The following is a 13664-nucleotide window of genomic DNA, read 5'->3' on the forward strand; positions in this document are numbered from 1 at the left end:
CCCCTAAAATTTCCATCTATATCGGATTCACTTCAATATGGAAGTTTATACCCTCTTTATAGTGAGATGTAAAAGATAATTAGGCTTTATCCTAATCATCCCGTTGTTAATATACATTAGTTAGCTAAAAATAGCCCTGTCACAACGTCCCTCTTATTTACATCACCACCATTAGCGAGAGTAAGACACAGCAATTATTTAGAATCTCGTTTATTTTTTAATTTGTCTACTGAACTGAGCTCACGAGGAACTTGCCTTTCTTTTCTTTTTTTTAAGATTTTTTCATCTATGAGATCGATTTCAGCATCAAACGCTGTTCGCTTTAATTTACGTTCTTGCAAGGATGTTCGAACCCATACATAGATAAGAAAAAGAATATATGACACAGCGCAAATGATAACGATAATAGCCATAACCGTAGTATGTCTATCTATATAATAGTGAAGTATGCTTCTCTCCTCCTTATCTGATCTTCATTCATTCGTTGTAGAGGATAACATTCAATGTAAAGAGCCCTATTTTAGCTTAAATTGTATATTCTATACATTTCTAACTTCATTATTTTAATCCAAAAACAAATAAATGTGTAGCAAAAGTTTACAAAAAGTTTACAAAAGATTTACAAAAGATTTATAAATAAATAGTTTTCTTGTTGAGATTTAGACATATATAGGAAAGAAAGATGAGTTAATTGAATAAAGAATACTGTATATTCTATACAAGTCCGATTAACATACCCCTGCATTATCAAGAGTCAATGTATCTAAAATATAAAAAGCCCTCCAACTGGAGGGCTTTTTGTTCACGTAATCAATAATCAATATGATGTAGGAAGGAAGTCACTTTACTTATCTTACGATGCATTTTCAATCCTACATATTCATTTGTAAGGCATCAATAGCAAGAACAATAAGATAGGGTCTGCCACAACGGAGTTCCATATTGTCCACCAACCATAGTGAAAACAACCAAATGGTTGTGGTAACAATATAAACCGTTCATCCAATAACAAAACTATTGTCCAATATACAAAATAAAGGCCTTCTTAATCTTCAATGCTTGAAATGGATACCAATGATAGATAAATATATTACCAAGAATCGCGTAACTACATGGACTGAACTATTTTTTATTCATTCGTCTTACTTCGATTTTCTTCCTTATCTTCTTCTACATGTTTATCATTTTTGTATGTGATTTTGCTCAAGTAGTTTTTTATATTTTATGAACAAGCGCACATGGTGTTGTTAGGCTCCTATTCCTCGTCCTCCGAAATATGGTAAGCCATAGAAAAAATCTCAGTTTGGCTGTCAATTTCGGGGTCATCTTCTTTTCGGATTACGTAATGGTACTCGCCGTTACTGTCTTGTTCTCGTGCTTTCACATTATCAGAAAGAATGAGCTCTAGTATTTTTATAATCCGTTGTTTCATGCTTTCTTCTACAATCGGGAATGAAATTTCTACCCTCTTTTCCATGTTGCGTGTCATCCAGTCAGCAGATGATAAAAACACATTGTTTTTTCCATTGTGATGAAAATAAAAAATACGGCTATGCTCTAAGTAGCGCCCTACTACGCTGATTACCCGTATATTCTCACTCACATTCGGGATTCCTGGCTTTAAGCAGCACGTTCCCCGCACAATTACATCGACCTTCACCCCTGCGCGAGAAGCCTCATAAAGTTTCCGAATGAGCACCTTATCCGTTAAAGAGTTCATTTTGACAATGATTTGTCCATTATCGTATTGCTTGTGATAACAAATTTCCGCATCGATTAACTCGATATAACGATCGCGTATATCAAAAGGCGCAACTGACAATTGATGATAACTCGGTATTTCTCCGTATCCTGTTAAATAGTTAAAAAAGTTTGTGGCATCAATTCCAATCTCTTTCCTCGATGTAATATAACCTAAATCTGTATAGAATTTCGCCGTCGCATCATTATAATTTCCTGTGCCCAGGTGAACAAAACGCTCAATTTTTCCGTTCTTGCGGCGAACGACAAGCGTAATTTTACTGTGCGTCTTTAAATGGCTCATCCCATATATCACCTGGCACCCTGCTTGCTCGAGCTCCTTTGCCCAATGTACGTTGTTTTCTTCATCAAAACGCGCCTTCAACTCAACAAGAACAGCAACTTGTTTCCCATTTTCTGCTGCTGTTTTCAAAGCGGAAATAACAGGAGAATCACCACTTACACGATATAAGGTTTGTTTAATCGCCAATACGTCTGGGTCCTCGGCAGCCTCTGTGACAAAGTCAATTACTGGTTGAAAGGACTCAAACGGATGATGCAAAAGAATATCCTGCTCTAAAGCTTTTTCAAAAATAGCTTCGTCTGAGCGAATGTCTCTAGGGGGCTGCGGAATCAAGGCAGGGTACATTAAATGTTCGTGTGTTTTGGACAATACCTTATATAACGCAAATAAAAAAGTCAAATCCACAGGTCCGTCAATTCTGTACACATCTTTTTCATGGATTTCTAGGGTTGTAAGCAAGAAATCCAGCACCTGCTCGTCCAATCCTTGTTTTCCTATTTCCAAGCGAACGGCAGCTCCCCGTTTTCTCTTTTTCAATTCCTTTTCAATCACTTTTAATAAATCACGAGCACCCTCTTCATGAATGGTCAAATCAGCGTTACGTGTAATGCGAAAACGAGTAACAGACAACACGCCGTAGCCAGTAAACATTTTATGAACGAGGTTACTGATTACATCCTCCAAAAAGATAAACTTTTGTTCTTCTTCTCCGGGAAGAAAAATACAGCGTTCCAGCACGGACGGCACTTGCACAATTCCGAGCTTCGTACGATTTTCCTCAAGCTCTTCTACATCGTCATACAGCATAACCGCTAAGTTTAGACTCTTGTTAAGCAACATAGGAAATGGCCGATATGCATCAATGGCAACGGGGGTTAGAACGGGGAAGATTTGTTCATCAAAGTATTCCTCTATAAAAACTCGCTGTTCTGGTGTTAATTCATCAAAGGAAAGCCGGAATATTCCTTCTTCTTCCAACTTCGGAATTAATACAGATTGAAATGTATTGTATTGCAGGTCTACCAGTTCATGGGTTTTTTGTGAAATTTGATTTAACTGCTGCCTCGGCGTCAGACCAGCTTTATTTTCAGGCTGGTTAAAGCCCACCTTTACTTGATCTTGTAAGCCAGCTACCCGAACCATAAAAAACTCATCTAAATTAGAGCTAAAAATACTAATAAACTTAAAACGTTCCAACAACGGATTACGTTCATCCAACGCTTCTCGCAATACACGCTCATTGAAGGCAAGCCAACTAAGCTCACGATTGTTGTAATAATCTGTGTTGTTTAAATTAATGAAATCGGTTTGGAGTGTGTTCATACTTACTTACTTCCCCTTCATCTCTATATTTTTTTGATATTATTCTTCATCCGCCTTTATCATACCAAAAGAAGGAGAACCATTTTTTATCTCTATTTATTTTTTTTGTTAATTTTATGTAAATTTTTCCGTGTTTTATTACCATTTTCACGAAAAAATACAACTCAATGCTGTATTCTTGTATGGCACATCTCACTTATCGGCCCTGAATTGTAACATACCTTAAGACACATGAGGTTATCTGAACATAGAATACTTTATGAGTTTTTGAACACAATTCAATCTAAAAATATGTAAACTACTTGTTATATTTCTATGTTCAGAAAACAGTGACCTTCTGGACAATAAAACAGAGGAGATGTTTTGTAGAATGACAATAAAGTTCTTTAATTTCAAAAACCTCAAACACACTTACCCCCGTCCTGATTTTAGGATGGGGGTAAAATAAAGCTATTTAATTTTTGATAGAAAATGCTTCACAGAACTCAAAAAATAACAATAAAGTCGTTTGAAAATCTAAGTTTTATTCCATTTATCTCGTCTTCAGTATTTATCTTTTTTACCTATTAAGAATCGCTGATTTTGTAACGTGGAACGGGCAGAGCCTGTATTATTTACCAGCCAAATTCCTGAAAGCACCAAAATGATTCCTAGTAATGTAATAGCACTCAAATCTTCCTTTAAAAATAGGAATCCTGATAAGGTACCAACTACTGGTACAATTAGCAAAGAAATTGAAGCTTTACTGGCTTCCATTTTAGAAAGAATATGTGACCATATAACAAAAGCTAATGCAGAGGCTAAAATTCCGGAATATAAAAGGTATACTACAGCCATGAGACTCCAATGTGACTCTCCATGTTCAAAACTGAAGGAATACAAAAACAAGCCAATTGCTCCCGCACCCATTTGCCATGTAGTGAATTGAACATTATCACAGTCTTGCAATTTCTTTTTGAAAATCAAACTAGATAGCGCCCACGCTACTGCAGAGCTTAACGCAAGAATGGGAGCCCAGATATTTTCTCCAAGATGAATATTCATTGCTAAAAATAAGCCAAATATTCCGATCAAGATCCCACCCGTCTTACCAGCAGTCAATTTTTCTCCGGGAATGAAATAATGAGCCATAAGTGAAAGAAACAACGGCATGCTATATGTTAGAACAGAAGTAAGTCCCGCGCTTATATAATTTAAAGAAATTTGGATTGCGATATTAAAATAAGTTGTCTGCAGAATTCCACATAGAATATACCATTTCAGTTCCCGTTTACCTGGCATCGGGATTTTTTTAAAATAGCTTAACCCAAAAAGGACAATTGCCCCAAGCAAAAACCGAAAGGCTGCAAATAAAACAGGCGGGAACACGCCATTGCCCAGTTTCATAATAACAAAATTAAAACCCCAAATCATACATAAAAAAAGCATCAGTCCATTCATTAATGATTCCCCCATGTCTTTTAGCATATCTAACAGTAATTAAAGTTTAAAATCATCCCTAGTATTAGCATTACAGTTGGTATGGAGGTTGTTCTATGGAAGTCTTCTCCCACTAAATGGCCCGTTTGCGGAACAACTTTATTGTCATTCAACAGTTCTCTAATTCTAACATATAGTGACAAACAGAAAAGAAAGTCACAATTAACTGTAAATAAAACATATATTTATTATAATTCATTTTTTTATATTTTTATTATAAATGAACTCCATAAAGAAAACTCGCTGATTGATGAGCCCTGCTCTTGGGCGAAGATAGAGGCGTAGTTGTACTTATACCTTATTCCTAAAATTTCTCGCTACGTCGAATGACTTCTCGATTAGAAATTTATACTTTCTTAAAGTACAAAAAAAACAGGCATTTCCTGCCTGTTTCTCAGTTTATAAAAAATAAAAATTTCTCGTTCGTAACTCAGTTACTCTATTTGCTTTAACTTGATGGACATGCGCTATAATCTGCATACTTCTTATAAGCGCATGAAAGGCGAATTACAAAACGTCATCACCCTTCATCAATTACTTCCTTGCAATGTTCGCATTCGTGTAAGTATGATTCGTGTTGCTCTTCGATCTTCCAGCCACAGCCGCGGCAGACCTTCGCAGGTATTCGTCTATAAAATTCTAGGTCTTCCATAACAAGTGCCTCCTTCAATTTTATTCGTACTATTGTATTATTCAGCAAGGTGGTAATTTGATAACTGCTACATAATTCCAATAAAGAAAACTCGCCGATTGGTGAGCCCCACTCTTAGGCGAAGACAGAGACGTGGCTGCACTTATACTGTATTCTTAAAATTTCCGACTACGTCGAATTCGCTTCTATCTGGAAACTTATACCTTCCTAACAATGTAAAAAAGACGCCCGCAGCGTTAAGCTACAGGCGTTTTCTTTGCGTTATTTCGTTTCTTCTTTCTCAGCTTCTTGCTCCTGTAGCGTATGCTTTAGCGCTACATAGGTTAGCTTTGCTACTGATTCCGGCAAGCGAATCAAGAACCGATAAATACTTTTCCCAAATCTTTGCGAACTGAAGGCTTTTCTCCTTAAAGGCACCATTTTCCATAGAAAACTCTTCAATTTCATAATCTTCTCTAGCAAAAGCTTTTACAACCCGATTCCACTTATATTTTCCTGTACAACCGAGTTTAACTTTGAAAGCTGTTCTCGAATTGCCGCAAATGTGGGTTTAACATCAGATGGTGTCTATAAGCAAAAAAGCCCATGATTTACGTTGTATATAAATCATGGGCTTTTTTGTAAGACTCATGCCCGCTTAAACCCTTCTTCCTCCAAATACTGCTTCGCTTCATTGTAGGAAGGAAACGTTCCATCAAGGTTTAAACCTGCATACACATTCCACATCTCATCCTCTTGGACTAAAATAAGCGATGCGTTATCTTCATTCACCCAGCGCTCCTCCTCCAAATCTCCAACGATTGCCACTTCAGCAGTTGATCGGGGTGCGAGGGATTGAATCGATTTTGCAATCACTGTGCGCAGCTCTTCCTCTGAGAAATCTCGGATATTAATCATGCCTCTGTCATCTGTATTATAGCTGCTTACATATTCTGCATAAACAAATCCATTTCCGTTTGGATGCAAGTGGTATACGACATTTTTCTTATCGCTTGCACTTTCCTCATAATGAAAATTTACACGTTTCATCGATACATCCTTGCGCTTAAGCTCCGGAAAAGATTCAATAATAGCGAGTTTTTGTTCAAAAGTTAACATGTTACCTCCATGTAGATGTGCATTATAGTTCAAATTATTATACCATTAGTAGAAGATAACACCAAAACTAAGCAAATTCTTAGGCGGAAAAGAGGAAATGATTTATGAATGATGGACGATATAGAAAAAATATTCAGGCTGGTCTAGAAGTGAATATTGTACTAAAAAAGGATCAGCGTACAGGAAATACGACGCGTGGAATTGTAAAGGACCTGCTGACGAATTCGCAATTTCATCCTCATGGAATCAAGGTTCGTCTTACAGATGGACAAGTAGGCAGGGTACAAACAATTGTTAACTAATAACAAACAAAAAGGGACAGATTCATACACTTACGAATCTGTCCCTTTTTATCTGATGACAACCATTTTCCCTACCTCGTCACAAATACTATGAGTTATAGGACAAACTTGGAGTTTTAACATGCAACCTAATTTAACTTTAGCTAGCTAATCACTACTTCAGGCAGTTGAACAATCCCCGATAGAAACGCTTATACCATCTCCATTAATCCTATGTTTGCTTATCCCTTATCATTTAGATGCTGCACACATTAATAATACCTATACAATTTGTCCCCTCATAGATAGGTTGATTAATTTGTCTAGTTGTTGACTGCATTTGATAGTTTTAGGATGAGTTAATCCATATAGTTTACCTAGATGAAGTAGTTGCCTTCTTTTTTGCTCAATAATGGCTGGGTTATTTTGTTTAGCATCCAAAAGTACGTCCATCCATTTCAAATCAGTAGAATCAGCTTGCTTGTCTTCCATCGGTAATTCAACTAGCACCTTCACCCTTGTAGTTCCCTCCGTATTACGGCAGCCCAGCAATCATAGTGGGAGCGGCATACCTCTCCCACCTTAGACCTGTAGCTTTGCGTCCCTATCTTTCAATAGGTTTGCCTTTATCGAAACTTTATTTTTTATCTATATAAATATGCTTTATTTTGTCAATATAGGAGTAACAAGAATCACTATTTGCTGCACTAGTAGCCTCTACAAAATTATTTCTATAGAATCCATCAACACCAAATGGCTCAGTCGTTCTCTTTAATCATTTTCTCATATTTTTACATTTTTTTCAATTATAGTTTTTAGAAAGTTTTACGAGTTGAACTACCTACTACCTTTACTCCCCACATCCTCACACTCCTCTTATACAGGCCATAACCCTCCTAGCCCAAATACTAAGCACATTGTAACAGGTATAAACCGCGCATAAAAAAAGAATACTGAGAAAAGCATCATCTCCGACCGATTCTTTTATTCCAATAGCATAGGAGTGTGAATGGATGGAGCACCAATTAACCTATCTTCTTTCACATTTTGGATATTATGGTATTATATTAGCCTTAATTGGAGGCATTATCGGACTCCCTCTGCCGGATGAAATCCTTCTTACCTTTATTGGATATTGCGTCTTTCAGGGAAACATAGCTTATATTCCTTCCTTACTAAGTGCTTTTTTAGGGACAAGCGGCGGCATTTCGCTTAGCTATCTATTAGGAATCAAATTGGGTTTGCCATTTTTAACAAGGTTTGGACCAAGGCTCCATATTACAGAAGACAGAATTAATAAAACAAGACAATTATTCACAAAACTAGGTCCTTATCTGCTTTTTATTGGATACTTTATTCCTGGCATCCGCCATATTACCGCCTATCTTGCAGGAATTAACGGGTACTCCTTTAAGAAGTTTGCACGGTATGCATACCCTGGGGCATTGCTCTGGTCTTTTACCTTTATTACGTTAGGAAGATCATTAGGAGGAAATTGGAAAATCATTGCTATGTATATCTCTAAATATCGTATATACCTTATGCTAGCTGCGGTTAGTATTATCTGGGGCGCCTATTTATTTTGGAAGAGAAGACAAAAATTGCAATGAATCTAAGGTGGTTATTTATATGAATTTAAAGCTTCAACTTACTACTGCTTTTATAATAAGTTTGTTATCTCTTATCGGCTTCAGCCTTATGGCTATTCTGATTAGCAAGCAAAGGATTATTTCATTTGATAGTACCGTTATAGCCTTTATTCAAGGCCTTGAGTCCCCAGCTCTGACAGCTATTATGAAATTCTTCACCTTTATTGGATCGACAAGTTCTGTTGCGATACTTGCTATGATTGCCTTATTTTTTCTCTATGTTGTACTCAAGCATCGATCAGAGCTGATTCTATTACTTACTGCCGTTTTAGGAAGCAACCTCCTTTTTATCACATTAAAGCTGTTTTTTCAGCGAGCCCGTCCGGATTTACATCGTCTGATCGAGGTAAGCGGCTACAGCTTTCCGAGCGGCCATGCAACAAATGCATGTACGCTATATGGAACTCTCTCCTTCCTACTATGGCGGCATATTCCTACTCGTTGGGGGCGTACCATCTTAATTATTATCAGTATCGTAATGATTCTCACAATTGGAATAAGCCGCATTTATCTAGGCGTACATTATCCTAGCGATATCATCGGCGGCTATTTTATTAGTACATTTTGGTTAACCACGCTCATTTGGTTTTATCAACGATATAGGGAAAAGCGATATATGCGGCAGCATGTCAATGGAAACAACAAATAACGATTACCCATATGAGATAAAATGCTGCATATAACAGGCTCTGCATACAGACAAATAATCCCCGTTCCTTTAAGGGATTTCTCTTGAAGGAATGGATAAACTAAACTATGTATTTTTATACGGACAGCATATCCAGCCGGATATGCTCTAATCTAAGACCGCATTTTATTTTTGTACGATATTCGGATATTTGATTCATCCCCTCAGAATCATTTCTTTTCACCACCCTATTTCTTAAATACTTACAGATTTTCTCCCTTATTAAAACCTCTCCAAAAGCATTATCGGATTCATTTACATAGTTATGCATAATTGGTAGTTAATGCAACAACAATAAAGTAAGAAAATGAAGTCATTTAGAGGCTGGGGAGGGTGATTGATATCATTAAAAGCATCAAGGAATTCATTACATTTCTTTATCACAGCAGCCGCTCCTATAACAAAGAACACCCTATTGAAGACGAACAAAATGTACTAAACAATCAAATACTAACTGGAAATTTAAATCATGACATACAAGAATTCAAAATGATTTTCGAGCGTTCCTCCGATATTGTATATCGCGAATTCCAAGTGGGATGCCAAAAGGGAACTCTTATTTTTTTGGATGGCCTTGTTAGTACAGAATTAATGGATGCAGATATATTAAAGCCGTTATTTAACTATGGAAAAGACCAAGTATGTCCTTCCGAAATCCATCTCATCAAACAACTGCTTCTGGAACAAGTCATTACGGCTGCTCAAATCAGTGAGGGACAAAAAATTGGGGACGTGATTGATCATGTTTTATCAGGTGATACGGCAGTGCTCATTGATGGAATGCAGCAAGCATTATTTATTAGCCTGCAACAATGGGATAAACGCAGCGTAGAGGAGTCTTCAACAGAACCGGTGGTGCGCGGACCACGGGAAGGATTTACCGAAAACTTACGAACAAACACAACTTTAATACGGAGAAGACTAAAAACTCCTAAACTGAAGATGGAGTCCGCAACCGTGGGAAGGTTATCGAAAACAAATATTGTTATGACATATCTCGAAGACATTGCAGACGAATCCTTAGTGGCAGAAGTCCGCAAAAGAATCCACCGAATTGACATTGATGCCGTTTTGGAAAGCGGATATATTGAAGAGCTCATCTCAGACAATCCTTTTTCTATTTTTCCTCAAGTCGCATATACAGAACGGCCTGATAAAGTAGTGGGAAACTTACTGGAAGGACAAATTGGCATTTTAATTGATACCACACCTTTTTGTCTGATTGCTCCGCAAACATTTTTTCAATTTCTTCAAGGCACGGAGGATTATTACCTGCGTTACCCTGTAGCTTCGTTTATTCGTTTCATTCGGTATCTATTTTTGCTTATTTCCTTGCTTTTGCCCTCTCTTTATATTGCGGTGACAACATTCCATCAGGAGATGATACCAACAAGCCTGCTGCTTAGCGTCGCTTCCTCACGTGAGACTGTGCCGTTTCCAGCGTTTGTAGAAGCGTTAATTATGGAAATCTCATTTGAAGGATTACGAGAAGCGGGCGTTCGTATGCCGCGTCCAGTCGGGCAAGCTGTTAGTATCGTAGGTGCCCTCGTAATCGGTCAAGCAGCCGTACAAGCTGGAATTGTTTCAAGTCCAATGGTTATGATCGTAGCACTGACTGGTATCGCATCATTTATCAATCCAAGCTATAACCTAGGGAACTCTATCCGCATCCTTCGGTTTCCTATGATGATACTAGCAGGGGTGATGGGATTGTACGGGGTATTATTAGGGGCAATCGCTCTCCAAATTCATATTTGCCGTCTTCGCTCCTTTGGGGTGCCATACTTTTCACCCGTGGCCCCTATGGATGCCGATAGCATCCTGAAAGACGTCATCATCCGCGCTCCTCGGTGGGCTATGGTGAAACGCCCAGGGCTCGGAGTAAACCACAAGACTAAGCGGATGAAGGACACACTGCGTCCTGGACCTCATCAGAAGTAAATGAGTATTTAAACTAGATGAGATGAGATGAGGAAAACGGATGAAAAGAATCTTCACATTACTTATAGTGATAGTACCGTTACTAACTGGCTGTTGGAGTCGGCAGGAGGTCAATGATGTGGCGATTGTTCTCGGGGTAGCTTTAGATAAGGCGAAGAATGGAAATCTCTTGCTTACCTTGCAGATTGCAGTTCCCAAGGCATCCGGAGGAGCGAGCGAGGCCAACCAAGCTTCTGGGACCACAAAATCAACGATGATGGTTTCTGCAGAAGGAGCATCTATCATAGAAGCATATCGAATCATTCAAGAGAAAATTTCACGGGAAGTTTTTTTTGCTCATGGCCGTGTAATTATTGTGGGAGAAAAACTGGCAAGAGATGGGGTTTCTCCTATTCTGGATTTCTTTTCAAGACATCGGCAGGCACACCTGCGTAATTATCTTCTATTTACGAAAGGAAAGGCAGTTGACATCTTACGGACAAATCCTCACTTTGAAGCAATTACATCAGAAGAACTTAGGGAAAAGGAAAAAATGGAAGTTGGGGTAAAGGTTCGAGTAAGGGAGTTTTGGGATCGAATGCTGACAGATGGAGAAGAGCCTGTTGCAGCCCAAGTGTCAAATCTGCCTGTAGAAGCTGCAAGCCAGAATGAAAGAAAAGACTCTGGAGCATCAAAAAAAATCCCTTCTATTCATGGAACTGCAATCTTTCGAGGAGATCGGCTAATTGGCTGGTTGAATGATAAAGAAACTCGCGGAATTTTGTGGATTCGGAGTGAATTGGAATCTGGAGTCTTGGCAGTACCCATACCAAAGGAAAAAGGCGGCGGAAGGGTCGGCGCTCGAATATGGAAGGCATCCACCAAGGTTAACCCCGTATTACGTAATGACAAGCTAGCAATAAAAATCGAAGCTTATGGTGAAATGGAAATATTTGAGAACTCCTCAAAATTAGATTTAGGCAATCCAATGGTACTTCATACTCTGCAATCCGTCTTTGAAAAAGATGTGGAGGAAAGAATCCAACTAGCTCTAAATAAAACGCAAAAACAATTTAAATCAGACATATTTGGATTTGGACAGGCTGTCTATCGAGCATACCCAAAGAAATGGGAGACGTATTATAAACAGAGGTGGTATAAAATATTCCCTGATTTAGAAGTAACAATCGAGTCTCATGTGAAAATACAAGGGACGGGATTCACTACAAAACCGCTACTGATACCAGATCATATCAAAAATTAACAATATTCTTTTACATACCCTGTCTGGCTAACATCAACTATTATGCAAGTTATCTATAGTTCAAGGGGAAGATGACATGGAACGGATTTCTAATTTTCAACTTTTTACAATCACAATGTTCTTACAGATTGGCACAACAGTTATATTTGGCTTTGCTTCAGCTGCAGGTAGAGATGCCTGGCTTTCTATTTTAATCTCTACAGTTATAGGCATGAGCATCATTTTACTATATACGACCCTTATGAAAATGAACCCTGGTTTAACGCTTGTAGAATGGTTCCCTGCGCAATTTGGTCGATGGCTAGGTATACCTCTTGCATGGCTCTACCCTCTTTTATTTCTATATGTGGCAGGACGTATATTTTCTGACTTAAAGTCGCTAATACCAGCAACGCTTCTGCCAGGTACACCGCCATGGTTTGTTGTTATAAGCATGTTATTAGTTATTGTATATTGTCTATTTTCCGGAATTGAAGTATTGGCGCGGTTCACAGAGTATTTGTTACCCGTTCTGCTTTTGCTATTCATACTAGAGATTATCCTGTTATTTAGCTCAGGAGTTGTCGACTTTAAACATGTGCGGCCTATTTTAGGACAAGGCTGGGGAAAGATTTGGTCGGCTGTATGGCCGACAGGTATCACCCAAACGTTTGCAGAAACTTTGATCTTAGCTATGCTTTGGCCCTCTGTAAAAAAACCGGAAAAAGTCAGAAAAACAACTTTTATCGCAACCTTGCTATCAGGGCTTACCATTACTGCTTTTAGCCTAATGGCGATTCTCGTTTTGGGTGAAGGTATAGTCAGTCATACAGTATATCCCCTGTATGTATTAGTTAGACAAATATCAATTGCAGATTTCCTAGAAAATTTAGATGCAATGGTAGCTTTAACTATGATCATCATGGCCTATGTTAAGGTGACCATTTACTTATTTGTAGCAATTCGCGCGATTCAAATTTTACTGAATATGCTTGATAATCGCCTTATTATCTTCCCTGTGGCAGTTGTTACATATTTGTTAGGTATGACAATGTCCCAAAATATAAATGAACATTTCTATATTGGTATCACTGCGTTTCCTCTTTATGTATGGGTACCCTTATTAATCATTCTACCGATTCCACTATTAATTGTTACAGTGATAAGAAGAAAATTGCTTAAAACACACTTATAAAAAAACTTGCCGATTGGCAAGCCCTGCTCCCCGGATGAAGACAGAAGCGTAGTTGCACTGATACTGTATTCCTAAAATTCCTCACTACGTCG

12 protein-coding genes, 1 pseudogene and 1 riboswitch are annotated in these 13664 nt (G+C 38.1%); of the genes and pseudogenes, 6 read left to right on the forward strand and 7 right to left on the reverse strand.

Features of this window, described 5'->3' with window-relative positions:
• Positions 1-1255 precede the first annotated feature (1255 nt).
• From AAHB12_RS20535 to AAHB12_RS20555, 6 genes and pseudogenes are all read right to left on the reverse strand, one after another.
• Positions 1256-3367 carry an RNA degradosome polyphosphate kinase gene (locus tag AAHB12_RS20535; protein WP_342046823.1) on the reverse strand — a complete coding sequence of 704 codons (2112 nt, stop codon included), beginning with the start codon at positions 3365-3367 and terminating at the stop codon, positions 1256-1258.
• A 543-nt stretch (positions 3368-3910) separates the two neighbouring features.
• Positions 3911-4807 carry a DMT family transporter gene (locus tag AAHB12_RS20540; protein ID WP_342046824.1) on the reverse strand — a complete coding sequence of 299 codons (897 nt, stop codon included), beginning with the start codon at positions 4805-4807 and terminating at the stop codon, positions 3911-3913.
• A 559-nt stretch (positions 4808-5366) separates the two neighbouring features.
• Positions 5367-5498: a protein YhfH gene (gene yhfH, locus AAHB12_RS20545; RefSeq protein ID WP_129731108.1), complete on the reverse strand. Its 132-nt coding sequence runs from the start codon at positions 5496-5498 to the stop codon at positions 5367-5369.
• Positions 5499-5759: 261 nt separating this feature from the next.
• Positions 5760-5939 carry a hypothetical protein gene (locus tag AAHB12_RS20550; RefSeq protein WP_342046826.1) on the reverse strand — a complete coding sequence of 60 codons (180 nt, stop codon included), beginning with the start codon at positions 5937-5939 and terminating at the stop codon, positions 5760-5762.
• Positions 5937-6041: pseudogene (locus tag AAHB12_RS31905) on the reverse strand (hypothetical protein); the annotation flags it as partial. The pseudogene AAHB12_RS31905 and the gene AAHB12_RS20550, both read right to left, overlap by 3 nt.
• An 84-nt stretch (positions 6042-6125) precedes the next feature.
• Positions 6126-6596, reverse strand: a complete 471-nt coding sequence (locus AAHB12_RS20555; protein ID WP_129731106.1) for a hypothetical protein — start codon at positions 6594-6596, stop codon at positions 6126-6128.
• A gap of 104 nt (positions 6597-6700) precedes the next feature.
• On the opposite strand from AAHB12_RS20555, the gene AAHB12_RS20560 reads away from it, so the two are divergent.
• A complete protein-coding gene (locus AAHB12_RS20560) occupies positions 6701-6898 on the forward strand; it encodes a YwbE family protein (RefSeq protein ID WP_342046828.1) in 198 nt (65 codons plus the stop codon).
• Positions 6899-7159: 261 nt separating this feature from the next.
• Here the strand turns inward: AAHB12_RS20560 and AAHB12_RS20565 are convergent, their stop codons facing one another.
• Positions 7160-7393 carry an aspartyl-phosphate phosphatase Spo0E family protein gene (locus AAHB12_RS20565; protein WP_342046830.1) on the reverse strand — a complete coding sequence of 78 codons (234 nt, stop codon included), beginning with the start codon at positions 7391-7393 and terminating at the stop codon, positions 7160-7162.
• Between the two features lie 20 nt (positions 7394-7413).
• Positions 7414-7512, reverse strand: a riboswitch (cyclic di-GMP riboswitch).
• A 378-nt stretch (positions 7513-7890) separates the two neighbouring features.
• Here AAHB12_RS20565 and AAHB12_RS20570 point away from each other — a divergent pair.
• The 5 genes from AAHB12_RS20570 to AAHB12_RS20590 all read left to right on the forward strand — a co-directional run bounded on the left by AAHB12_RS20570 (position 7891) and on the right by AAHB12_RS20590 (position 13572).
• Positions 7891-8487: a DedA family protein gene (locus AAHB12_RS20570; RefSeq protein ID WP_129731101.1), complete on the forward strand. Its 597-nt coding sequence runs from the start codon at positions 7891-7893 to the stop codon at positions 8485-8487.
• A 19-nt stretch (positions 8488-8506) separates the two neighbouring features.
• Positions 8507-9175, forward strand: coding sequence for a phosphatase PAP2 family protein (locus tag AAHB12_RS20575; protein WP_342046831.1), 669 nt, complete (start codon positions 8507-8509; stop codon positions 9173-9175).
• A 372-nt stretch (positions 9176-9547) separates the two neighbouring features.
• The gene (locus AAHB12_RS20580) at positions 9548-11155 is read left to right on the forward strand and encodes a spore germination protein (protein ID WP_129731096.1); all 1608 of its coding nucleotides are present in this window, start codon (positions 9548-9550) and stop codon (positions 11153-11155) included.
• A gap of 40 nt (positions 11156-11195) precedes the next feature.
• Positions 11196-12398, forward strand: a complete 1203-nt coding sequence (locus tag AAHB12_RS20585; protein ID WP_342046833.1) for a Ger(x)C family spore germination protein — start codon at positions 11196-11198, stop codon at positions 12396-12398.
• A 76-nt stretch (positions 12399-12474) separates the two neighbouring features.
• The gene (locus tag AAHB12_RS20590; RefSeq protein WP_129731091.1) at positions 12475-13572 is read left to right on the forward strand and encodes a GerAB/ArcD/ProY family transporter; all 1098 of its coding nucleotides are present in this window, start codon (positions 12475-12477) and stop codon (positions 13570-13572) included.
• The last annotated feature ends 92 nt before the right edge of the window (positions 13573-13664 follow it).

It is taken from the genome of Bacillus sp. OTU530, from assembly GCF_038440375.1.

Coding starts and splice junctions, on each gene's coding strand:
- AAHB12_RS20555 (WP_129731106.1), bottom strand. CDS start 6,596: ATGTTAACTTTTGAACAAAAACTCGCTATTATTGAATCTTTTCCGGAG.
- AAHB12_RS20560 (WP_342046828.1), top strand. CDS start 6,701: ATGAATGATGGACGATATAGAAAAAATATTCAGGCTGGTCTAGAAGTG.
- AAHB12_RS20570 (WP_129731101.1), top strand. CDS start 7,891: ATGGAGCACCAATTAACCTATCTTCTTTCACATTTTGGATATTATGGT.
- AAHB12_RS20575 (WP_342046831.1), top strand. CDS start 8,507: ATGAATTTAAAGCTTCAACTTACTACTGCTTTTATAATAAGTTTGTTA.
- yhfH (WP_129731108.1), bottom strand. CDS start 5,498: ATGGAAGACCTAGAATTTTATAGACGAATACCTGCGAAGGTCTGCCGC.
- AAHB12_RS20540 (WP_342046824.1), bottom strand. CDS start 4,807: ATGAATGGACTGATGCTTTTTTTATGTATGATTTGGGGTTTTAATTTT.
- AAHB12_RS20585 (WP_342046833.1), top strand. CDS start 11,196: ATGAAAAGAATCTTCACATTACTTATAGTGATAGTACCGTTACTAACT.
- AAHB12_RS20535 (WP_342046823.1), bottom strand. CDS start 3,367: ATGAACACACTCCAAACCGATTTCATTAATTTAAACAACACAGATTAT.
- AAHB12_RS20590 (WP_129731091.1), top strand. CDS start 12,475: ATGGAACGGATTTCTAATTTTCAACTTTTTACAATCACAATGTTCTTA.